The 23,281-nt window shown below is 42.0% G+C and carries 20 protein-coding genes and 1 tRNA gene; 7 read left to right on the top strand and 14 right to left on the bottom strand.

Annotated features, from left to right (window positions below):
- Nucleotides 1–98: 98 nt before the first annotated feature.
- The 4 genes from N780_RS18185 to N780_RS18170 form a co-directional block, all read right to left on the bottom strand.
- A complete protein-coding gene (locus N780_RS18185; protein ID WP_036787461.1) occupies nucleotides 99–878 on the bottom strand; it encodes an SDR family NAD(P)-dependent oxidoreductase in 780 nt (259 codons plus the stop codon).
- 359 nt (nucleotides 879–1,237) lie between these two features.
- On the bottom strand, nucleotides 1,238–2,014 hold the full coding sequence (locus N780_RS18180; RefSeq protein ID WP_036787458.1) for an ABC transporter permease: 777 nt from the start codon (nucleotides 2,012–2,014) through the stop codon (nucleotides 1,238–1,240).
- Entirely contained in the window at nucleotides 2,014–2,922 is a 909-nt protein-coding gene (locus N780_RS18175; protein WP_036787455.1) for an ABC transporter ATP-binding protein, read from the bottom strand. Before N780_RS18175 ends, N780_RS18180 begins: the two co-directional genes overlap by 1 nt.
- Entirely contained in the window at nucleotides 2,919–3,137 is a 219-nt protein-coding gene (locus N780_RS18170) for a PLD nuclease N-terminal domain-containing protein (RefSeq protein ID WP_036787475.1), read from the bottom strand. The genes N780_RS18175 and N780_RS18170 overlap by 4 nt, the downstream gene beginning before the upstream one ends.
- A 146-nt stretch (nucleotides 3,138–3,283) precedes the next feature.
- Between N780_RS18170 and N780_RS18165 the strand changes: the two genes are divergently transcribed.
- From N780_RS18165 to hpaB, 3 genes are all read left to right on the top strand, one after another.
- Nucleotides 3,284–3,356, top strand: a tRNA-Ala gene (locus N780_RS18165).
- 398 nt (nucleotides 3,357–3,754) lie between these two features.
- Entirely contained in the window at nucleotides 3,755–5,116 is a 1,362-nt protein-coding gene (locus N780_RS18160; protein ID WP_036787452.1) for a sodium/glutamate symporter, read from the top strand.
- A 111-nt stretch (nucleotides 5,117–5,227) separates the two neighbouring features.
- Nucleotides 5,228–6,703 carry a 4-hydroxyphenylacetate 3-monooxygenase, oxygenase component gene (gene hpaB, locus N780_RS18155; RefSeq protein WP_332307823.1) on the top strand — a complete coding sequence of 492 codons (1,476 nt, stop codon included), beginning with the start codon at nucleotides 5,228–5,230 and terminating at the stop codon, nucleotides 6,701–6,703.
- 77 nt (nucleotides 6,704–6,780) lie between these two features.
- Here hpaB and N780_RS19355 read toward each other — a convergent pair whose 3' ends face one another.
- From N780_RS19355 to N780_RS18115, 8 genes are all read right to left on the bottom strand, one after another.
- Complete coding sequence (locus N780_RS19355) at nucleotides 6,781–9,111, bottom strand: sensor domain-containing phosphodiesterase (protein ID WP_052115163.1); 2,331 nt, start codon at nucleotides 9,109–9,111, stop codon at nucleotides 6,781–6,783.
- A 1,181-nt stretch (nucleotides 9,112–10,292) separates the two neighbouring features.
- A complete protein-coding gene (locus N780_RS19995; protein ID WP_156969235.1) occupies nucleotides 10,293–10,415 on the bottom strand; it encodes a YfhE family protein in 123 nt (40 codons plus the stop codon).
- Nucleotides 10,416–10,518: 103 nt separating this feature from the next.
- Nucleotides 10,519–11,070: a GNAT family N-acetyltransferase gene (locus N780_RS18140; protein WP_036787446.1), complete on the bottom strand. Its 552-nt coding sequence runs from the start codon at nucleotides 11,068–11,070 to the stop codon at nucleotides 10,519–10,521.
- A gap of 334 nt (nucleotides 11,071–11,404) precedes the next feature.
- Complete coding sequence (locus N780_RS18135) at nucleotides 11,405–12,037, bottom strand: class F sortase (protein ID WP_198135887.1); 633 nt, start codon at nucleotides 12,035–12,037, stop codon at nucleotides 11,405–11,407.
- Between the two features lie 10 nt (nucleotides 12,038–12,047).
- Entirely contained in the window at nucleotides 12,048–12,845 is a 798-nt protein-coding gene (locus N780_RS18130; RefSeq protein ID WP_036787440.1) for a DUF4397 domain-containing protein, read from the bottom strand.
- A gap of 176 nt (nucleotides 12,846–13,021) precedes the next feature.
- Nucleotides 13,022–14,440, bottom strand: a complete 1,419-nt coding sequence (locus tag N780_RS18125; RefSeq protein ID WP_036787436.1) for an MBL fold metallo-hydrolase — start codon at nucleotides 14,438–14,440, stop codon at nucleotides 13,022–13,024.
- A 431-nt stretch (nucleotides 14,441–14,871) separates the two neighbouring features.
- The gene (locus tag N780_RS18120; protein WP_036787433.1) at nucleotides 14,872–15,984 is read right to left on the bottom strand and encodes an amidohydrolase; all 1,113 of its coding nucleotides are present in this window, start codon (nucleotides 15,982–15,984) and stop codon (nucleotides 14,872–14,874) included.
- Nucleotides 15,985–16,005: 21 nt separating this feature from the next.
- A complete protein-coding gene (locus tag N780_RS18115; protein WP_036787430.1) occupies nucleotides 16,006–16,911 on the bottom strand; it encodes a TIGR01777 family oxidoreductase in 906 nt (301 codons plus the stop codon).
- Nucleotides 16,912–17,030: 119 nt separating this feature from the next.
- Between N780_RS18115 and recX the strand changes: the two genes are divergently transcribed.
- Nucleotides 17,031–17,846 (top strand): recombination regulator RecX, encoded by an 816-nt coding sequence (gene recX, locus N780_RS18110; RefSeq protein WP_036787427.1) that lies wholly within the window; start codon nucleotides 17,031–17,033, stop codon nucleotides 17,844–17,846.
- A gap of 262 nt (nucleotides 17,847–18,108) precedes the next feature.
- Here recX and N780_RS18105 read toward each other — a convergent pair whose 3' ends face one another.
- Nucleotides 18,109–18,768 (bottom strand): SDR family NAD(P)-dependent oxidoreductase, encoded by a 660-nt coding sequence (locus N780_RS18105; protein WP_036787424.1) that lies wholly within the window; start codon nucleotides 18,766–18,768, stop codon nucleotides 18,109–18,111.
- Nucleotides 18,769–18,850: 82 nt separating this feature from the next.
- On the opposite strand from N780_RS18105, the gene N780_RS18100 reads away from it, so the two are divergent.
- Entirely contained in the window at nucleotides 18,851–19,201 is a 351-nt protein-coding gene (locus N780_RS18100; protein ID WP_036787422.1) for a YfhH family protein, read from the top strand.
- Between the two features lie 58 nt (nucleotides 19,202–19,259).
- Here N780_RS18100 and N780_RS18095 read toward each other — a convergent pair whose 3' ends face one another.
- A complete protein-coding gene (locus N780_RS18095) occupies nucleotides 19,260–20,057 on the bottom strand; it encodes a Cof-type HAD-IIB family hydrolase (RefSeq protein WP_036787419.1) in 798 nt (265 codons plus the stop codon).
- 157 nt (nucleotides 20,058–20,214) lie between these two features.
- Here N780_RS18095 and glcT point away from each other — a divergent pair, with 157 nt between their 5' ends.
- Both glcT and ptsG read left to right on the top strand, forming a co-directional pair.
- Nucleotides 20,215–21,054, top strand: a complete 840-nt coding sequence (glcT, locus tag N780_RS18090; RefSeq protein WP_036787417.1) for a glucose PTS transporter transcription antiterminator GlcT — start codon at nucleotides 20,215–20,217, stop codon at nucleotides 21,052–21,054.
- 199 nt (nucleotides 21,055–21,253) lie between these two features.
- Nucleotides 21,254–23,281, top strand: a complete 2,028-nt coding sequence (gene ptsG, locus N780_RS18085) for a glucose-specific PTS transporter subunit IIBC (RefSeq protein ID WP_036787414.1) — start codon at nucleotides 21,254–21,256, stop codon at nucleotides 23,279–23,281.

The raw sequence follows: 23,281 nt of genomic DNA, 5'->3' as shown, positions 1-23,281 counted from the left end.
GTATCAAAAGAGGAAGCTGAGCGGTATGCATCGGTACTAGAGGAGGAGTTTGGGTGGACGGTTTATGTAATTGATGCATAAAAATAGTGCCAACTCCTTTAGGAATTGGCACTATTCATGTTCTGTGCAATGCGAGCAGCGACAGAACGAGGCACAAATTTAGCAGCAAGGGCACTCACGCGGTTTACACGGCCAGGTACAATAACGCGCTGCTTCTTCATATATCCTTCAAAACCCGCTTTAGCAACCATCTGTGGAGACATCGTGCTCGAAGTTAGCTTAGAATTTTCTGCTTTTGCCGTTTTAAAGAAGTTCGTTTCCGTTGCACCAGGACATAGCGTCGTGACATGAACATTCGAGCCTTTTAACTCTTCAGCCATGGCTTCTGAGAAGGAAAGAACGTAAGATTTAGAAGCGTAATAAACAGCCATTTTCGGACCGGGTTGGAATGCAGCAGTACTGGCTACGTTTAAGATTCCAGCGGACAAGCCTTGTTTTGCTGCCTTTTTCAATGAAGGCAGGAAGTAATGTGTAAGTTCAGTCAGCGCTGTAATATTTACTTGAAGCATATCCTGTTGTTCTTGAAGGGAAAGTTCATCAAAATACCCATTTAGTCCAAACCCAGCGTTGTTGACGAGCGCACTGACTTGAAGATCCTTGTCCACAACATATTGGTACAGTTCCTTTGAAGCTCCGGGTTGAGAGAGGTCTTTAGGTATGATCGTAACCTCTATGTGATTCAATTCGTCTTTCAGCTTCTGAAGTTTCTCTTCGTTTCGGGCAGTTATAATCAAGTTATAGCCGTTTGCTGCGTATAGTTTTGCGAATTCGTATCCTAAACCACTAGATGCTCCTGTAATAAGGGCAGTTGGATTCATAGCAAAAAGAACCTCCTACAATGTTTGTTAGTTCGTATGTTTAAGTATTTAAACCATACATAAATTTATACTTAAAGTCAACTTAGATTGTTTAAGCACGGAAGCGTCCAAAAACAAGAAAAATAATAACGGCAAGAACGATGATAATGGAAGATACTATAGCAAACATGGACAATCTCCTTTTTCTTATAATGTACCCGTTTCTGTTGAGTTCTAAATCCAGAGAAGGAGATTTGTGCATTAAATGGAATGAAAGAACCGTTCCGCATACAACATAAAGGGAGGCTCTACATGAGCCTCCCTTTCTTTATTATCATCTGGTTGAGTTCATTTAAAGAGAAACGGTTCTTACGCTTTTACTATGCAGCGAGTTCCTTTTTCCGGAATACCAAAACGGAGCTTATTAACATTACAATAATAAGTAAAAGAGTGATGATGATAGTAAGCAATAGGTCTCCATTAGTTGTGCCGTTTATGACATATGTGCGTATATACGTATTGATTTGAGATGGATACCAGTCAATAAACCTTGAGACAAGTCCGTTAAGGCTGTTAATAAGAATGATAAGGGCTATTGATAGAAATCCCACAAGCCCAGGTGTTTTAAAGAATACGTTCATAAAAATCGATATGGTAAGGACAAACGTCATCCATACACTATAAAGGAAAAAAGAACCGAGCATAATAGTGAATGCTAAGTCTCCGTAAAGGATGTTGACGTAATACCAGCTAGTCAGTAAACCTAAGAATAAGCTTACAAGTATGAGGACAAGCGTGCTTGCCCATTTAGCCGTAATGTAGGCTGTATAACGCACGGGTTTTACTAGAATTAATTCTGTAACCCCGCTTTTACGCTCCGAAGCAATGATCCCCATCGTCATAAGAAGCACAACGGCAACGCCCAGGAGGTTAAGCTGTCCGAAGCTTAATAAGAATGCTTCAGGCGGTGTGGGGGTTGGTAAGTCAAAGGTTGCTCCTTCAGGCAACTCACCAGACTTTTCAAGGATGACGGGTAAATAATGTGTCGTAACAGGATCGAGAGCAGCTAAAAGAATAAAGGTAATCGGCACCCACAACCATTTAAAATTTCGCCAATTTTCGAGTGTCTCTTTTTGAAATAGTGTCATCCACTGCATTACTTGTTCACCACCTTCATGAACAACTCTTCTAAGGAGAGGCGTCCGATTTCAAATGATGTGAGAGGCCATTGGTATTGGGCAGCCTGATGTAGGATAGCCGACCTGGCAGCCTCTATTTTGTTTGCTTCAATGTATAATGCCTCTCGGTTCTGCTCTATATGAATAACTTCTGGTAATGAATCGAGTTGTTCAATATACCTCTCTGGCTGTGAATCAAATCGTAAAATGATTCTATTTACAGCTTGAGTTGCTTGTAGCTCTTCTATCGTACCTGAATGATGCAGTGTTCCATTATGAAGAAGCAATAGTCTATCGCTTACCTCTTCCGCATCGCTTAAAATATGAGTTGAAAATAAGATCGTCGTCTCTTTTTTTAATTCATCAATTAAATTCAATACCTCACGCCGTCCGTTTGGATCAAGGGAGGACACAGGCTCATCGAGCATGATTAACTTGGGACGGTGAATCATGGCCTGTGCAATCCCAAGTCGTTGCTTCATTCCACCAGAATATTTTCCGATCCTGCGGTTTTTAGCATCGTGTAATCCTACCTTTTGTAAAAGTTGATCCGCACGGCTTGCGGCTTCTTTCTTAGATAAATAAGCTAAGCGAGCAACATAGATGAGGAATTCACGTCCTGACATCCAGTTATGGAAGACAGGATATTGAGGTAAATATCCAATCCAAGAACGAATGTCTTCTTTATTGGATTTGCCTTCAAACGTAATAATTCCAGACGTTGGCTTCATTAACCCGGAGAGAATCCTCAGGGTGGTTGTTTTGCCAGCTCCGTTTGGGCCGAGTAAAGATACACACATACCTTTCTCTAATTGAAAGGAAACATCCTCAATCACAGCAGTCCCATCAAATTGTTTGTTTAAATGTTGTACGTGTATAAAACTCATCCATTATTTCTCCTTCCTATAAGGAAGTAAAGAATGGGGCCGAGTATATTGAAGAATAGTATGATGATTAACCAGACCCACTTAGGGCCGTTTGTGCGCTCAATTCTGAACCAATCCACTAAGGCGACTATTAATAAAATGGCTTGTATAACTAGGAGTGGAGCTACAATCCCCCATGGAATGCTACTAATCACTTCAGAAAATGTTTGTTCCATTTCCATCATCCCTTCTACGTTTTCACTTATATAACGTATGGGGGAGGGGAAAGGTTCATGAGAAATAAGAAATTAGATTTTTTTGAAAAAGGATTGATTAAAGGTAGCGTTGTACAGTATAATTATCGATGACTCACATTCCATACGGGGCATTAGCTCAGCTGGGAGAGCGCTACACTGGCAGTGTAGAGGTCAGCGGTTCGAGCCCGCTATGCTCCATCGAGAAAGCCTTCTTGTATATTTGCAAGAGGGTTTTTGTATGTTCTAATAGGTATATTAAATGTAAGCTAATCGGACTAAGAATCACTGTACCGCCAACATAAACTTATAAAAATGGAACGAACATCCTGAAAATTTTCCTTGCCAAAACCGAAAAAATGCTTATAATTAAATAAGTCGGAAGTCGAGATATTTTGTCGATTTCCCTGCACACTAGGCTGCCAACACAAGAGGATCCCTCTACCTGAAGCGGCTTTTTTTCTGCCTAAAAAAGTCGTTTTTAATGAATTACCTTTCCATATTTTTGAAGTTTAACTTCCGCGAGAACTCTACCCTACATTTACAGAGTTACCCTATACGAGAGAAAGACAATAACCATATAAAAGGAGCGTGGGTAAATGACAGTTTGGGATTTAGCAATTGATTTAGGTGTCATTTCCGTATTATTACTAATTGGCGTGGTGTTACGTGCCAAAGTTACATTTATGCAAAAATTATTTATTCCAGCAAGTATTACAGCAGGGGTTTTAGGACTGACCTTTGGACCAAATGGGTTTGACCTTCTGCCGTTTAGCGATATGGTTTCTTCTTATCCAACGGTTTTAATTGCCGTCATTTTTGGTGCGATTCCGATTGGAGCTGCTAAAGTTCAGTGGAAGAAAACCTTTGGACGAGTTCGCAATATGTGGGTCTACTCCATGCTACTTACCCTACTTATGTGGGGCGGGGGAGCATTTATTACGTACCTTCTGATTGCCCGGGTGTCGGATGTTCCAGATGGTTTTGGTTTAATTTTAGGTGCTGGTTTCCTTGGAGGCCATGGCACAGCAGCGGCAATTGGAGAGGCGTTTAGTGGACTAGGCTGGGAAGAGGCGACAGACCTCGGGTATACCTCAGCAACGATAGGACTTGTTGCTTCTATATTAGGCGGACTCTTGTTAATTAAGACGAATACAAAGAAGAAGCAAACAAACTTTATTTCAGATTTTAGTGACCTGCCTCAGGAGTTGCGTACAGGACTTGTGAAGAAGGACAAGCGTGTAGCCTCAGGTGAGGATACGGTTTCTAGCAATACAGTTGATCCGTTATTTTTCCACATAGCGATCTTAGGTGTTGTGGTGTTAGGAAGTTTTTATTTAAAAACGGGTATTGAAGCCTTGTTCCCGCAAGTGAGTATTCCCTTATTGAGTCTATCCTTTGTGGTTGGTCTTATTATCCAGATGGTGTTGAATGGCACCCGTACAAATGAATATGTGGATAAGCGTATTATTGACCGTTTAAGCGGGACAGCTACAGATTTAATTGTCATCTTTGGTATGACCTCTATTAATCTAGCGGTAGTAGCTTCATATTTATGGCCGCTATTAGCGTTAATGGTGTTTGGTGTCATATGGGCATACTGCATTTTCCGGTTTATCGCACCACGCGTGTTCCATCAGCATTGGTTTGAGAATGGGATCTTCGGCTGGGGTTGGAGTACGGGTACTGTAGCGATGGGAATTGCTTTACTGCGCATCGTTGATCCGAAATCTGAGAGTACAACGCTTGATGATTATGCTCTAGGTTATGTAGGCATGATTCCGATTGAAATCTTAATTATTGCGCTTGGGCCTGTTATGGCGATGAGTGGACTTGGGCCGGTGTTCTCGCTGATTTTATTAGGTGGGAGTCTTGTGCTCATAGCTGTTGCTGGTAGAGTGGGATGGCTTGTACCAAACTCAAAAGCGTATGTTCCAAGTCAGAATTCTAAAGTTTCATAATATAAATGATTAAAATGGTCGCTTCTATAAATCAGGGGTGCTATCTAGGTCTGACGTGTCAGACGAACCATTTTTCTATTCCCTCGTTCTCTTTGGAACGAGGGTTTTCTTATGCTCACGTTTAGTGGATTCCCTAATAATATAGGATATGAACTTTCTAAAATGGGATGTGAGGATATGCCGGCTATAACAGGCGATGAGTACCTCAGAAGAGTCAATGCACTTAAGAGCGATGTGTGGTATGACGGGCAGAAGATAACGGGAAAGATCTCGGAGCACCCTGCTTTTGCTGGAATGATTAAAAGCCAAGCAGCTTTATATGATTTGCAACACCAGAAGAAAAATATGACTTTTAAATGTGAGAAAACAGGGGAGGATGTTGGTGTCTCTTACCTTATCCCTCGTTCAAAAGAGGATTTACAGAAGAGAAGAGACATGATTCAGGAGTGGGCGTCATTTAATGGAGGACTTATGGGGAGAAGTCCGGATTATATGAATACGGTATTAGCTTCATTTGCTGCTTCTCTTGAAGTCCTTAAAGGAGAGAAGAAAACATTCCCAAAGAAATTGAAGAGTTTTTACGAATACGCTCGAGAGAATGATTTATCTTTTACTCATACGTTTATTAGTCCTCAATCAAACCGATCGAAGCTTTCTGTTCTTGATGAAGAGGTTACAAATGCACGCATCATAGATAAAAGGGACGAAGGTTTGGTGATCAGAGGGGCGAAATTACTTGCAACACAAGGAGGGATCACAGACGAGATTATTGTGTATTCCACCCCGGGGACAGCAGAAGACGATCAATCATACTTATTTTCGATACCAAGTGATACAAACGGATTGAAATTTGTATGCAGGCGCTCTTTCGCCCATTGTAATACACCTCTTTCTTCGCGGTTTGATGAAATGGATACAGTCGTTTTGTTCGATGATGTCATCGTCCCTTGGGAGCGGGTGTTTATTTATGAAAATATAAGGGCAGTAGCGAGTCTGTATCAAGATGGGAAGTTTATCCCGTTTACTCTCCATCAAATTGTTTCGAGGCAAGTGATAAAGGCTGAATTTGCCCTTGGGGTGGCTCAATCTATTATTGAGATGATTAATATCGATGAGTATGAGCATGTGCAGGGGAAGATGGCGGAAATGATTCGGGGCGTTGAGTCCATAAAAGCCCTTTTGTTCAAGGCAGAAGGAACAGGGAAGTTAGATCAAAGTGGGGTTTATATCCCCGATCCTATACCTCTTTATGTAGCAGTGAATGAATTCCAGAGTTTCTATCCTCGTTGTATGGAAATTCTTCAACAACTCGGTGCTAGCGGGATGGTGACCCTCCCTTCTGAACGTGACTTTTCCTCTGAATTAGGTGAAGATCTTACCTTCTATTTAAAAGGGTATGAAAAGGGCGGGAAGGAAAAAGTCGAGCTATTCCGCCTTGCTTGGGATTTGTCGATGAGTGAATTTGGTTCAAGACAAACTCTTTATGAACGTTTCTTTTTCGGGGATCCTGTTAGACTTGCCCACGCTGTGTATAGGGCGTATTCAACTGATAGTGCGGTCCGTCGGGTGAAGCGTTTCTTAAAGTGACAGCCATTAAGTGGGCATTGCGCTAATATAACCTATATTGAGAACCAGCATCTCATAGTAGAGATGCTGTTTTTTGCTTATAAAGAGTACTGTTCCATCCATGTTGTAATATCTTGAACAGGAAGCGGTCTTGAAATGAAGTAGCCTTGTACCTGGTGACAGTTCATTTTTCTTAAGGTTTTAAGTTGTTCCATTTCTTCTATACCCTCTGCAACCACAGTCAATTCCAAGCTTTTGCCTAGGTTAATCATTGTGCTCGCAATAGCTGCATCCTTTTGGTTTGAATGTATATTCTCTACGAAGCGACGATCAATTTTCAACGATTGGATAGGGAAGTGTTGAAGGTAGCGTAATGACGAATACCCAGAGCCAAAGTCATCAATGGCAATGCAACATCCTAGATTTCGGATGGCATCCATTTGTTTCATGATTCGTTCCTGATTTTCCATAGCTAAGCTCTCAGTGATTTCGATAATAAGAGATGAGGGCTCGATGTCTGTTTGAGTGATGGCCTCTTGGATGACTTCAGGAAGATTTCCTTGTTGGAACTGACGCGGCGATATATTCACAGAAACAGTGAGACCTCTAAATCCCATTGCATTCCACTCTTTCAATTGATGAGCAGCTTCTTGTATAACCCATTCTCCAAGCGGGACAATGTGTCCTGTGATTTCAGCTAATGGAATAAAATCAGCTGGAGAAATAAGGCCATGCTCATGGTGATGCCAGCGAATTAAGGCTTCCATTCCGACAACTTTCTTCGTGTGAAGGTCAATTTGAGGTTGATAATATAGTTGAAATTGGCCTTCATGTAACCCTTGCATAAGATTCATTTCAAAGATCAGGCGTTCTTTTGATTGGTGTTCCATTGAATCTTGATAGACTTGAAGTCCATTTCGCCCTGAGTGCTTTGCTTCATAAGTAGCTCGATGTGCATTTTGGATTAAAACCCCAGAATAATCTCCATGCTCGGGATAAAATGCAATCCCAAAACTACACGTTAAGAATAAGCACTGTTCGCTCACGGTAAAAGCTTCCTTAAACGCGTCCTTAAAGGTCTGAATACGACGGTAAAGAGCGTGTTGGTCAGAAGTAACTTGGGTTAGCAAGAGAAAGCTATCCCCATTTAAACGCCCCAAATGTTCCCCGTCTTCAAGTAAGTGATGGATACGTTTCGTAATGGCGAGAATCAGTTGATCTCCGACTTTATACCCTAGCGCTTCGTTAACTTTCCAGAACTGATCTAAATCAATATAGATTGCGGCAAATTTGTCTATCTCTTCATCTACCTGTTCGATCTTTTCTTCCATATAAGCTTCCATTTGATTGCGGTTAGGTAACTGGGTAAATGGATCAACGTAAGCAAGGTTGCGTATCTCATTCTCAGCTTTCTTACGTTCAATATGTTCTAGTACAAAAGCAGTCAGGTCTGCAATGGAGCTAACAAAAGCTTCTTCTTCAAATGTCCAGTGCCTTGGGTGTGTATGTTCGACACATAAAACTCCAATTGATTCCCCGTTACAAAGAATCGGTGCATCTAGTAATGCGTGTATGTTGTTTTTGTGAAAGTAAATGTCTTGTAACTCATTAACACGATGATCAAGAATTATGTTGTCTATTGAAACGGTACGCTCTTCCTCGATTGTTTCAAAGTACGTGGGGTGTTCATCTTTTCTCAAAGGATCTGCTTTTGAATGGGACCTTGTTTCACTCGAGTACGTTGTAATATTCTCAAAGTATGATGAGTATTGATCCTTTTCTTTCAGCCAGATGCTAGTACGGCTAGCTCCGAGCGTATGGGCTGTGGATTCACAAAGCATTCTCATAGCAGGAACTAAATCTACAGAGTTGAGTCGTTCGTCTTTAGCGAGTCGCATAAACTCGGCTTGTTGACGTCGAACTTGGTCTGTTCTGTATAACACGCCTTCTTCCTGGACTTTGGAAGCTGGTTGTTTCTGAGCTAACATGACCCCAATTAATGTAATGAGTGGCGTAATATAATGATGATGCTTAAAGGGTTTGTCTGAAAATACTACAAGAGCTCCATTTAATTGCAGGTCTTTATACTCTAAAGGAACGACAATGTGATGAGCTGCGGGCATGTTTTTAAATGGTTCGATAATAGGGGAAGAAAGAGGATTGGTATGGATATACTTGTCCGAGGCATGTACTTCGTTTAACCACTGAGGAGATAACAAAGGAAGGGGATATAGACTTGTATTTAAAATCGCTTCGTATTCCGGGAACATACGACCGTTATGAGTTGTATATACGACGGCGCCATCACTTTGGAAAAAATGATTCATCTGCTCAAGAGCATAATAGATCGCCTCAGGAACACTGCGTTTATCCATTTCACGGTAAATAAGCTGGAGTACTTCAAATAGTTCTGGCTCAGATTGTAGCATAATCGACATGCTCCTCCTTCAGTCTTCAAGATAAAAGTATTATAACAAAACAAAAGCCTAAAAGGGAGCAATAACTTTTACGTTAGCCTAGTAGAGCAATAAAGTGTGTCAGACACCCTTTAGTTTGTTAAAGGGTGCCTGACATGCTTTATTGTCGGGAGTGCGTGGCTGAGTGTCTGGTCAGGGTCGTAAAGCGTCGAGACGCCGGCTCTGGTTGTCTGGACGGAGGTGCCGAGTGTCGGGACGCCGGCTCTGGGTGTCTGGCCGGAGGTGCTAAGTGTCGAGACGCCGGCTCTGGGAGTCCGGACGGAGGCGCTAAGTGTCGAGACGCCGCCGCTGGGTGTCTGGACGGAAGCGCTAAGTGTCGAGACGCCGGCTCTGGGAGTCCGGACGGAGGTGCTAAGTGTCGAGACGCCGGCTCTGGGAGTCTGGACGGAGGCGCTAAGTGTCGAGACGCCGGCTCTGGGAGTCTGGACGGAGGTGCTAAGTGTCGAGAAGCCGGCGCAGGGAGTCTGGACGGAGGCACTAAGTGTCGAGAAGCCGGCTCTGGGAGTCTGGACGGAAGCGCTAAGTGTGGAGACGCCGGCTCTGGGTGTCCGGTCAAGGCCGCCAAGCGTCGAGAAGCCGCCCCGTAGTGTCTGGACGGAGGCGCTAAGTGTCGAGACGCCGCCCCGTAGTGTCCAGACAAAACCGCCAAGCGTCGGGAAGCCGCCCCGTAGTGTCCGGACAAGGCCGCCAAGCGTCGGGAAGCCGCCCCGTAGTGTCCGGACAAGGCCGCCAAGAGTCAGGACGCCGCCCCAGAGCGCCCGGACCAAGCCACAAAGCACCAGGACGCCCTCCTGAAGCGTCCGGAAATAAAAAAAACGGCTACTAGTTAGGTAGCCGTACAGAGTGATTGCTCCATTCTATATGTGCACGAAAAGGGGAGGAATCGGTGCATGTGATTGCGATATAGTTCGCTTGAATGGAACAATCTGTTATACACAGTTATATCCACAAGTGAAGTGTAATATACATGTGTTTTCCAGATGTTATCAACATAATCCACAAAATTCTGAAAAGTTATACACATTTTATTATACACAAAATGGGGGACGGATATGAAAGCTTTTTCCAAGGTTGTTAACAGTGTGCACAACTGTGTGGATAACTTTTTTCAACAGGGTTAATTTTCAAAAAAATCAACTCTTCTTTGCATGATCGAGAGCTGTGTTTGCTCGTTTAAATTCTTTACGATACATCACTTCTTGAGCTTTACTTAATTTGCTGCGTCGTTCTTTGGCTTGTTGGGCTTTTGATTTCATTAGAGATGCCTCCTTTTTAGTTATAGGATAGGCGGAAAAGAGGAAAATTATACAAAAAGAGCTACTCGCCTTATTGGGTACGAGTAGCTCTTTAAGCTGGTTTTCATGCTTCTTGCGCTTGTTCTTCACCTTCGTCTGTACGGTAGTAATGAAAGACAAATTGATCTTTAGAAATCGCAAAGAGATCAAATACCTCATCTTCTTTATTGATCCAATGGTAAACTTCTGGATAACTTTTGTTTGCTATAGAGCAGTACGGGAGTTTTAGAGCAGCTTTCTGAGATCTTGGATTGCTTTTTCGAATTTTCATGAAAATGGTTTGCACATCTAACTCAAAAAACAACTCTTCGAAGAAAGCTTCTTTAGCTAAACGGTTATACCCTTTTCCGTGGAACGGTTTACCTAACCACGTTGCCAGGAAACCAGTGTTGTTGTCCATATCAAACAAGTTGATTGTACCAATCGGCTGGTGCCATTCGTCTACAATGGTTCTTGAAATTAATTCGCCGCGTTCTTCAGCCTCGAGGGTTTGTTTTGTTAGAAAGTAATATTCATCTGAGGAATAAGCTTTGTGGCGGACATAAGGGAAAACTTCAGGGTCAGACATCAAATCGAAAAGGTGCGGGGAATCGTGCAAATCGCGTTTTTTCAACATAAAAAATACCCTCCTGGTCAAGAGGGCAGAAATGTACCGTCGCTGGAATCCACACATTGGTTTCCTGGTCTCGAACCACCCTCGAATTTTTATCAAATGCTCACAAAAATCCGGGGTGGGAATCGAACCCACTAGGACCAGTCGTAACTGGTGGCTCACCATTTGCCTTCCCTGCGAAATTGTCTATTAATAATTTATGATTTCGCATCATATCTCTAACCTTATAGTACTCGATGCAAGTGAAAAAGGGAATCATTATTTTGCTCATTTTTAAAAAATATTTCAAAAAAACCAGTCCATCTTTAGAATTTTAAAGATGGACTGAGGCTTTCTGTTAGGGCTTTAGTGAAGTATAAACAACCAGGCGCTCTTCGTGATCTTGGATTGAATGATCAAATGTACCTGTACAGGTTAAGAGATTAAGATTTCTTTGGTTAGATGGCCCGAAAATCTTATGAAGAGGAGCATTGTCTTTTGGGTAAGCAATGACTTTCTTGACTTCAAAAGTAAGTTCCTTACCATCTTTACCTGTTAAATAGATTAAATCTCCTTGTTCCAATTCTTTGAGGTCAAAGAAAACTGCTGGGCCATTGCGATCATCAACATGACCGGCAAGGATCGCGTTACCGCTATTACCTGGCATGGTACCTGGTTCAAACCAACCAACATCCTCGCCGTTATCAGGAACCTCCATCTCGCGCTCTTCGTTCAACCTTTTTTGAACGATGGGTGCATCAACATTGATGGCGGGGATTCGGATACGAGTAGGGGAGATTCCGTTTTGCTCAGGTTCTTGGAGCATGGTTGGTTGCCCGCTTTCAGAGCCATTTCTTGTTGCATTAACACTCGTAGAAGACAGAGGCTGGATCGTAGCCTGTTCTGGTTCTACTAATGAAGTCTCGTTAGCTGTGTTAACCATCTCTCCATTACAAGCAGTTAACAAGAGAAGAGTAAACACGATGGTCATGCGTTTCATGTTATTGCTGAGTACGACGACGGAATAACAGAAGTGCACCTGCGCCTAGTACTGCAACACCAGCAAGCATTGGTAGGTAAGATGTAGCGTTAGTAGATGCTCCACCCATACCCGTCTGTGGCATATCGTTAGGCATTAGCGTGTAATCTTTAAGCATAAGTACGTCAAGATTATCAGCCATACCTACAGCGAATACGCTGTAAACAGTGTTCTCTTCAAGTGATGTTCCTGAAAGGTCCATAACTTGTGTTCCGTCTTCTGTACGGATTTCCAAATCATATGTGCCAGCATCAAGTTCTTTATAATCCGTTACCATAGGGAATGTAGCGCCACTAAATAGAGCATCTCCACCAACAACACCAACATCTACTGTCGGAGCGTCAGGAGAAAGGTGTCCAACGCGTACTTTAGTCATTCCTTCTGTTATGTTCATAGAATCTTCTACAACTTTAAGCTCGAGATTTTCGAGTGTGTTAATCGCAGCTACTGTATAAGCCATTCCAGCTTTTACAGTTAAGTTTTGTGAGATTACGGGTTCTTTCTCACCTTTAGTGCCAGCCGCGTAAATTTCAACAGTATGTTCACCAGCAGGTAGTTCTAAGTAGTCAGTTGAAGCTTTGAAAGAAGCGCCTTCTACAACTGCATTTCCATTTACATAAACATCAACTTCAGGAGCATCAGGGGAAGCGTGAAGCACACGAACCATTGCCATATCACTGTGGTTATCGGCAAAAACAGATGAAGCCATCGAACCTACAATAAGCATCGTGACAAAAAGTGCTGATAAGATCTTTTTCATTTAAGAATCTCTCCTTTTAATGTTTTGTACAACATTTGTAACGATGTTGTACATTTATTGTATTACCCTATATTGAATAAAAACAACCTTTAAACTCTCTTCAATGTGTTCGCTCTAGAACTTCCCTTTTAAAACTATAAAAAAAGAACGCCATGAAGGCGTTCTTTTTTTTAGCTTTATTTAGTTTGTGGTAGGTCTTCCTTAGACCAAGCACCAAAGCCACCGGCCATATTTGTTACGTTTTTAATGCCGTTTGCCTGAAGGATACTTGTAGCCATTGCAGAGCGGCCTCCAGATTGACATTGAAGGACAACAGGCTTATCTGTAGGTACTTCGTCAATGCGCTCTTGAAGATAACCAAGCATAATGTGCTGAGCTTGTGGAATGTGTCCATCGTTCCATTCACCTTCGTTACGCACATCGATTAGGGTAACTTCTTCGTTAGCGATTTTGTCTTTCAGCTGATCAGGTGTGGCTACTTCATAAGATTCAGTTGCAATGCCTTCTCCTTTTAAGCCGGCAATTGCAGCTGTTTCCATGTAACCTGCAACCTCGTCAGCTCCGATAGAACGAAGAGATTTCGTTAAATCTTCAATGTTACGTTCGTCAGCAATTAGATAAACAGGCTTGTTGTAATCAACTAACCAACCTGCCCAGTTTGCAAAGGACTTGTTGTTTGGAATGTTAATAGTTCCGGCAATGTGTTCTTTCGCAAATTCACTTGCAGGGCGGGTGTCAATTAGTTGCATACCGTTTTCAAGTTCTTTTGTTAGTTCATCTGCTGAAAGAATTGTGTTCTTAGGTTCGCCTAATTCGCGAATAAGAGCTGGGCCAACTTTGTTGACTTTCTTCATAACAGCAAAGTATTTCGGTGGTTCTGGTTGCTCACTGATTAATTCGTTAATGAATGCTTCCTCTTCGTCATGGCGTAGTGCCCAGTTGGTTACTTTTTCATATCCAACTGTACTAGAAGGGATTGCACCAAGTGCTTTACCACAAGCACTTCCAGCTCCGTGGCCAGGCCATACTTGCATGTGATCTGGAAGTTGTTTGAAACGTTTAAGTGATTCAAACATCTGTTTAGCTCCTACACGAGATGTGTCTTTTTGACCGGCTGCTTTCTCAAGAAGGTCAGGACGCCCAACGTCACCAACGAATACGAAGTCGCCTGTGAATACACCCATTGGCGTATCTTGGCCGCGATCGTAAAGAACGAATGAGATTGACTCAGGTGTGTGACCTGGAGTGTGCATGACTTCGATCTTAACGTTACCGACCATAAATTCATCGCCATCACGTACAATTTCGTGATTGATTTGATCTAGGAATTGGTACGTCCAATCATTACCGCCTTCTCCAGATAACATCGCTGTTGCGCCTGTTTCTGTTGCTAGCTCTTTAGCACCTGAAACGAAGTCAGCATGAATGTGTGTTTCTGTAACACGTGTAATCGTTAAGTTTTCTTTCTTTGCAGTATCTAAATAAGCTTGAATGTCACGGGAAGGGTCTACAACGAGTGCTTCACCAGTTGCCTGGCAACCAACCATGTAAGAAGCCTGTGCTAGTTTTTCATCATAAAAATACTTTAATAACATGAAAATCCCTCGCTTTTAATAAGTTTTTATATCAATCTTTTATACCAGTGGAGGTATATAAATAACTAAAAAATTTTTGTCTTGCTTGCTACATTTTTTATAGTACCACATATACCCTCGGGGGTAAAGGGGTTTGTTTTTTGGTAATTAATGTTTGCGGTTTAAGATCTTGTCCTAACTAGGTTTCTTCTAAGAAAAGCCTAGGATTTCCTTCAAGATTACCGTTTCTTCACAAAACGTTAACAAATATAAAGAAGTAGGGTGTGTACAGTGTAACGTATGTACCCACCTAGGTAAAAAAGTATGTCTTAAAGAATTTTCTTTTGAGGCATGTGTATTTGGAAGATATGAATTTAGTGGGGCATAAGTTCCCATCAATTAATAGTAGTTGAACAAAAAAACCCTCTCTGACTAATCAAAGAGGGGAGGGATTATACGATTTTACCGTCAATCATTGTCCAAACAGGCTTGGACATAAAATCAAATGGGTGACCATTCCACAATACAAGATCCGCATCTTTACCCACTTCTATACTACCAACGCGGTCGGCTACACCTAAGTTTCGCGCAGGGAGAATGGTGATGGCTTCAAGTGCTTTTTGTGGTGAAAGACCTTCGCGGGCCGCAAGCGCTGCACATACATTTAAATACTGAATAGGAGTGTAGGGGTGGTCGGTAGTTATGCTTACGTGAATGCCCTGTTCTGTAAGAGCACGAGACGTTTCCCAGGATTTATTCTTTAACTCTACTTTTGAACGGCGGGTAAATGTAGGGCCCACAGCTACTTGGAGGTTGCGTCCTGCTAATTCCTCTGCAATGAGGTGTCCTTCTGTACAATGTTCTATGCGAAGATCTAACTGAAATTCCTCAGCAAAACGGACGGCGCTCATAATATCATCTGCTCTATGTGCGTGAATCCGTACAGGGATTTCACGCTTTAGGGCTTGGATAATTGGTTTGTTACGAGGGTCTTCAGGATATTCGCACCACTGTGCACGTATAAATGTTTCCCGAAGCATTCCCATAATGCCCATGCGGGTAATGGAATCATCGCGAGACTGAGAATGAATTCGTTTTGGATTCTCACCTAAAGCAAGTTTAAGTCCGGCCGTTTCTTTCAATAACATGTTAGAGATATTCTTTCCCACCGTCTTAATGACAGAAGTAGTACCTCCGATTACGTTTGCGCTACCTGGCATGATATGAGCTGCAGTAATACCAAATTGTCGTGCATCTTGAAAAGCGCTATCAAGAGGATGTGCGCTGTCTAAAGCACGAATGTGCGGTGTCATGGGTTCAATCGTTTCGTTCGCATCGTTACCTGCCCATCCTGTCCCTTCATCATATAAACCTAAATGGGTATGAACGTCAATAAAACCCGGGAATAAGTGGAGGCCTTGTCCGTCAATGACCTTATCATCTGAATTTCCATCGACAGTCTGCCCAATCGCTTTAATTTTCCCGTCTTCAATAAGAACTTCTCCATACTCTAGAGCAGGAGATGTAATGGGGTTGATCGAAACATTTGTAATACGAGTTTTCATGGGTTGCCTATTTCCCTTTCTTTAATCGCACAAAATATCGCGTAAGGCTGGTTCAAGAGTTGCATATTTGAATTCATAGCCTAGGTCTAGCGCTTTTTGTGGATATACGTATTGTCCTTGTAGAAGGAGAATGCTCATTTCGCCAAGTGCTCCTTTTAATGCGAGAGAAGGGACTGGTAGCCAGTGAGGGCGGTTTAGTACCTTCCCGATTGTTTGACCAAGCTCTTTGTTCCGTTTTGGCTCAGGAGCTGTTGCATTCATTGGTCCTGACACATTTTCATTATTTAAAGAAAAGTCGACCATCCCAACGATGTCTTGAATGTGGATCCACGACATCCATTGTTCCCCGTCACCAACGGGGCCCCCAGCCATCATTTTGTAAGGGAGCGCCATTTTCGGAAGGGCTCCTTCATCACCGAGAATCACCCCAAAGCGTAAGTAAACAGTACGGACGTTATAATCTGTCGCTTGTTCCGCACGCTTTTCCCACTCTGTTACGACTTTTGCAAGAAAATCATCACCTGGAGTGGTTGTCTCTTCTGTAAATGTTTCGCTTCTTGATGTGCCATAAAAGCCTACGGCGGATGCGTTGACAAGTACTCCCGGTGGTTGTTCCATTGTTTTGATCAGGTCCAATACTGCTTCCGTTGCTTGAATACGACTGTTCATGATGCTTTGTTTTGTCTCTTCTGTCCAGCGACTACTGTTCAAATTCTCCCCAGCAAGATTCACAATCCCGTCTAAGGGTGGAAGTTCTTCTTCTGGTTTAAATTCATCCTTTAACCAACCTACATATTTTACTTGATCAGTATTAGGATGTTTGTCTGGATTTCTTGTTAAAACGTAAACTTCATGACCTTGGTGAACAAAATGTCTCGTGATGTGTGTTCCTACAAAACCTGTTCCTCCGGTAATGGCTATTCGCATTGGAAACCCTCCTACAAATATAGGTAATTTTAGTTTATATCAGTTCTTAGGAAAAAGCGATATAGGAATGTACGAATCATTCCTATATTCATGATAAGATGAAACAGAGGTGAATATGGTTGCCAAAAATCACTAAAATAACTACGCAAAAGAAAAATACGCAGCGCTATAACATTTTCCTTGATCGAGGCGAAGGGGAAGCCTACGCCTTTAGTGTTGACGAAGAAATATTGATTGAATATATGCTTCGAAAAGGGAAAGAGATTGATGAACCGACGATTGAAGTACTTGTTGAGAAAGACGGCTATCACAAAGCGTATTCCCTTGCCCTCAATTACTTAAGCTATCGAATGCGCTCTGTGAAGGAGATGCGGACATATATGAGAGAGAAAGAATACGAAGAGGATAAAATTGATTATGTGGTAGACCGTTTAGTAAAAGAGGGGCTCCTTAATGATCAGGAATTTGCGGTCGCTCTCGTTCGTACACGACTTCATACGTCGAGTAAAGGTCCAATGCTTGTGAAGAAAGAGCTGATTGAAAAAGGGTTAACAGCTAATGAAGCGGAAGATGCGCTTCAACACTATCCCTATGAAGAACAGGTGGAAAAGGCAAGTAAATGGGTGGAGAAGAAGCTTCGTTTAGATGGAAAAAAGTCATTCAAACAGCAGGTTCAAAAAGTTCAACAAACCCTTATGCAAAAAGGATTTACTCAAGATGTGATTAAAGTTGCGATGGAAGATGTGAAAGAGGAAAAAGACAATGATGCCGAATGGGAGGCTGTTGTTCATCAGGGAGAAAAAGCTCTCAGGAAGTATTCTTCAAAGGCAGAGGGGTATGAATTAAAGCATAAAATCAAAGGGGCTTTATACCGCAAAGGGTTTCCTTTTGAGTTAATTGAACAATTCCTAGAAGAATATGTGACGGAAGAATAAAGGAAGAGCTGCCATCTGTGAGAACAGAGTGAGGCAGCTCTTTCTTGATCTCTACTTTGGTTCAGTCCAGTCTATACGTTGCAAAACGGGCGCTTCCGCTTTTGTATACATCCAGCTCCAGCGCCCAGCAACTAGTAGACTTCCCTCACCTCCGGTCGATCAGTCATCATCAATTCGCCTATGGCTCATTGTGATTCCTTGATCTCTACTTTGGTTCAGTCCAGCCTATACGTTGCTAACCGGGCGCTTCCGCTTTTGTATATCACTGATCTACTTTAATTTCTTGACGTCCGTCATCTTGGTCAAAGATGATTTGAGCTACTGCGGCAGGGTCTTTTAGTTTTGATGGGTTACTCACGTGCTCACTTCCGTCCCAGAATGGGGTGTTCATGCCACCCATATATACAGCTGTTACTGATGCGGACGTTTCGGCTAATTCTTTTTGTAAACTTTCGGTGAATCCTCGTTGTGCGAACTTGCTAGCGCAATAGACGGATTCGTTTACTTTTCCTCTAAGACCGGCTGTGGAAATTATGTTTAAAATTCGGCCGCCTGATTCAGTTAAACGAGGTAGAGCAGTCTGGGTCATATAAATGGTGCCTTTCACATTTGTATTGAGCATTTGGTTGATATCTGTTGTGGTTAACTCTTGAACGGGGCCGAAAATACCAAGTCCTGCGTTGTTAATTAAAACATCTAACTTAGGCATCTGTGCCATCGCTTCTTCAACTGAAGATGGATCAGTTACATCGCAAACGACAACGCTTGCCATTCCTCCTTGTTCTTCAATTTCTCGCTTTACGGAGAGTAATCGGTCTTCTGTTCTGCCAAGTAAATAAATCGTATTGTCATTGGCAGCATACTGTTTGGCGAGAGCTGCTCCTAACCCTGTTCCGGCGCCTGTTATGGCTATGTAACTCATGTGATGACTCCCTTTCTTTAAATAGAATCTAGTTTCTATTGTGTCCAATCGTTGCTAAAATGTAAATGAAAGGGGTGTCAACATGGAGAAACGTTTTAGTGATATGACGATTGAAGAGTTACGAGACCGTGTGGCTGAGCTTACTGAACAAGCTAGGAAAGCTGAGCAAATGGGAATGGTAAATGAATATGCGGTCCATCAGCGAAAAATTATTATGGCAAAATCATATATGATGAACCCAGCCGAGTATCAGGTTGGGGAGGTTTATGAGATCGAGGGAGACCCGGGGATTTTCTTTGAGATTGTATATATGAACGGTGTTTTTGCCTGGGGATATCGCTTGAGTTCACAAGCTGAGCGCTTAGAAGTTCAAGGTTCTGAGGAGCAAGAAGCGATGCCTATTTCGATGTTTGGTGAAAAAGTTCAATTATAGAAAAAGTCCCGCACAAGGAATTCATCCTTAAGGCGGGACTTTTTTAATTCTCGATCATTTAGACTAATCTTTGATCATACATGGATTCAATCGCTTTGGCTACAGAAGGAACCACGTGACTTGCTTGGTCTTTTACAGCCTGTTCAGCCTGAGACATCGCAAAGCTATGCTCCGTTAAGTTGAACATTGATAAATCGTTAAAGGAGTCTCCGACACATGCAATTTCTTCTGGTTGTATATCAAATGATTCAAGAAGGTGCTTAATTCCTTCTCCTTTGCTGATATTCTTTGGCATTAAGTCAAGACAGGCAGGATCCGAAATGAATGTGTCCAGAAGATCACCGAACTGTTCTTCAATTCTTTGCTGCATTCTCTTAAGAGTTATGTTGGCTCCGTGAAGAGAGATCTTAGATGGTTCTACATTTGTTCCGAGCTCGTCAGCTAAGTTAGGCTCAATAATTACTGGACGGAACATTCGCTTTTTCATAGCCTCAAGACCTTCGCTTTCTTCTTTTACATATACGTCTTTTTCTGTAGAGACTGTTGTAATTAACTCATCATGTACAGCTGCTTGGAAGATCTCTTTGACATGAGTAGGATCAAACGTGTGACTGTGAATGTGGAGACCGTCTTTGTCGTAACCAAAAGCACCGTTTTGACTAATACGATTGGCTTTTCCATTTAGGTCCATCATCTCTAGGACAGCTTCTATCTCGTGATCGAGGCGGCCTGTGGCAATGGTTAATTGAACACCGTCATCCATGATTCTTTTAATGGCTTCGATATCACGGGGGCTCACCTCTCTCTCAAAGTTTAAAATCGTTCCATCTAAATCAAGAACAAGCATTTTTATCATATGTAACACACCTTCTATTATATGGTTTAGGGTCAAAGATTGATTTTAACATAAAATTATTTTATAATTTGCAAGCGTTTTTATACAAATAGTAAAGACTGTTATGATAAAGATAAAGAGACATAACTGGTTAAAAGAGTGGAAATGGGGTGAGGGAATGCCTGCTTCAGCTAGGGTCAAAAGAGTCCTCAACAATAATGTTGTCATAGCCATCCATCCTGTTCATGAAGAAGTTATCTTAATAGGAAAAGGGATTGGGTTCGGCAAGAAAAATGGAGAGGCTTTGGATGTGAGTGAAGTAGAGAAGACGTTTTTATTAGAAGATAAGGTGATGCAAGAAAATTATAAACAGCTCTTACCCTATGTGGGGGAAGAATTTATTGGGTTTATGGACGATCTCTTATCACATATTGAAAAGCGGATGGACAGTACCTTGAATGAGCATATTCACATTGCGTTAACCGATCACTTATCATTTGCGATTAAGCGGATGAAGGAAGGGTTAGAATTTAACAATCCTTTCTTAATTGAGGTACAGTCGTTGTACCCTAAAGAACATGAGGTCGCTTTAGAAGTTGTTGATATGATTGAAAGCCAGCTTGGCTTTAAGTTTCCAATAGGGGAAGTTGGGTTCATAGCGATGCACATTCACAGTGCCATCACTGATAAAGAAATCTCCCAAATTAGCCGGGATTCAGAATTAATCAGGCAATTAACGCACCTGATTGAACAGGAGCTTGCAATTGATTTGGATCGCCAGAGTATTGACTTTCACCGACTTGTTCAGCACTTAAGACGTGCGATTGACCGCGTTTACAAAGGTGAAGAAGTGGGAGAAAGAACAAAACTAGACAACCTATTGAAAAATGAGTATCCTGTATGCTATAATTTAGCTTGGAAGTTGATTAAGATTATGCAACAAAAGCTTAAACAGCCTATCGACGACGCTGAAATTGTTTATTTAACGATTCATTTACAGCGTTTGCAATCATCATAAATGTTATTCTTTACGTGTTACTGACACGATCAGGCATGAGTAAGGAAAGACAATACAAATCATACTAAGGGTAACGTGTACCTTTAAGGAGATTTGTGAGTCTTTTTTTACTCATGCCTTTTTTAATGCTTTAAATGAAAGCGTTTGTGAATGGGCTTGCAGCTTTTGTTCCAAAACTCATGAAGGGGAGGAAACAAAAATGTTTAAACAAGCATTTGGTACATTACAAAAAGTTGGTAAGGCTCTAATGCTTCCGGTTGCGTTATTGCCTGCTGCCGGTTTGCTACTTGGGGTTGGTACAGCGTTTCAAAATGATACATTATTAGAGCGTCTTCCTGCTCTTAAAGCCGATTGGTTCCAGCTTCTTGCTGAAGTAATGGCGAGTGCAGGGGATATTGTCTTTGCAAACTTAGCCTTGCTCTTCGCAGTCGGAGTTGCGATTGGTTTAGCAGGTGGTGAAGGTGCAGCAGGACTAGCTGCCATCATCGGTTATCTTATTATGAATGTTACGATGGGTACGATTGAACAAGTAACACCTAAAATGGCAGAAAACAGTGCCGCCTACGGTCAGGTCCTAGGAATACCGACCTTACAAACGGGGGTATTTGGAGGTATTATAATAGGTGTCATAGCGGCCCTCTTATACAAGCGTTTCTTTAATATCGAACTCCCACAATATTTAGGGTTCTTTGCAGGGAAGCGTTTCGTTCCAATTGTAACTGCTTTTACATCTTTATTCGTAGGTATTGCAATGGTCTTCGTTTGGCCACCAATTCAAGATGGACTTAATGCGTTCTCGCACTTAATGTTGAATCAAAACCGAGTGATTTCAGCGTTTGTGTTCGGACTTATTGAACGTTCACTTATTCCGTTTGGATTGCACCATATTTTCTATTCACCGTTTTGGTTTGAGTTTGGAACATATACAACTCAAGCGGGGGAAATTGTTCGTGGTGACCAACAGATTTTCTTTGCACAGTTAAAAGACAACGTAGAATTAACGGCTGGTACCTTTATGACAGGTAAGTTCCCGTTCATGATGTTTGGTCTACCAGCAGCAGCATTAGCCATTTATCATACAGCAAAACCTGAACGAAAAGCAGTTGTTGGGGGAATTATGGCCTCTGCAGCTTTAACATCTTTCTTAACAGGTATTACAGAGCCACTTGAATTCTCATTCCTATTTGTGGCACCATTATTATTCGCGGTGCACGCGGTCTTCGCTGGTTTGTCATTTATGGTAATGGAGATCTTGCAAGTTAAGATCGGGATGACGTTCTCTGGTGGTTTAATTGACTTCTTACTATTTGGAGTTCTTCAAAATAAAACCGACTGGTGGCTTGTACTACCGGTAGGGGCAGTGTTTGCGGTTATTTATTACTTTGGTTTCCGTTGGGCTATTCTGAAATTTAACCTGGCAACACCGGGTCGTGAAGATGAATCCGAAGATGACGGAGATGAAATTGAAGTAAGTGAAAAACCTTATAACATTCTTGAAGCTTTAGGTGGAGAAGATAATATCACATATTTAGATGCTTGTATCACTCGTTTACGAGTATCTGTTGAAGATAAAGGGAAAGTTGATAAAGATCGCTTGAAAAAAAATGGCGCATCAGGTGTAATGGAAGTTGGTAATAATATTCAAGCCATTTACGGCCCTGCTTCTGACTCAATAAGAGGACAGATTCAAGATATTATTGATGGCAAAGTGCCTCGGAAAGCGGAAGCCAAGCCTGAAGAACCGACTACAGAAGAAGCTTGTGATACCCCAGCAGGTGAATTTAGCTTTGTTAGTCCTCTAAAAGGTGAAATTATGCCGATTTCAGACGTGCCAGATGACGTATTTTCGGGTAAAATGATGGGGGACGGCTTTGCAATTCTTCCATCTGATGGTGAGATTGTTTCACCGATCAACGGTAAAGTACTAAATGTCTTCCCAACGAAACATGCTCTTGGCTTACAAGCTGAAGATGGAACAGAAGTACTGATCCACTTTGGAATCGATACCGTTACTCTTAAAGGTGAAGGATTCGAAGCATTTGTTTCAGAAGGTGATGAGATTAAGCAAGGTCAAACTTTATTGAAAGTTGATATTGCATCTGTTCAAGAGAAAGTACCATCCATTGTCACTCCAATCGTATTTACAAACCTTGGAGAAGGACAAGCTGTGAAGATCAACGCAGAAGGCACTGTCTCACATGGACAAGAGGATATTATTTCAATTTAA

It is taken from the genome of Pontibacillus chungwhensis BH030062 (assembly GCF_000770675.1).
GTDB lineage: Bacteria > Bacillota > Bacilli > Bacillales > BH030062 > Pontibacillus > Pontibacillus chungwhensis.
Note: the sequence above shows the minus strand (reverse complement) of the source record. Positions and strands in the feature narration are given on the sequence as shown.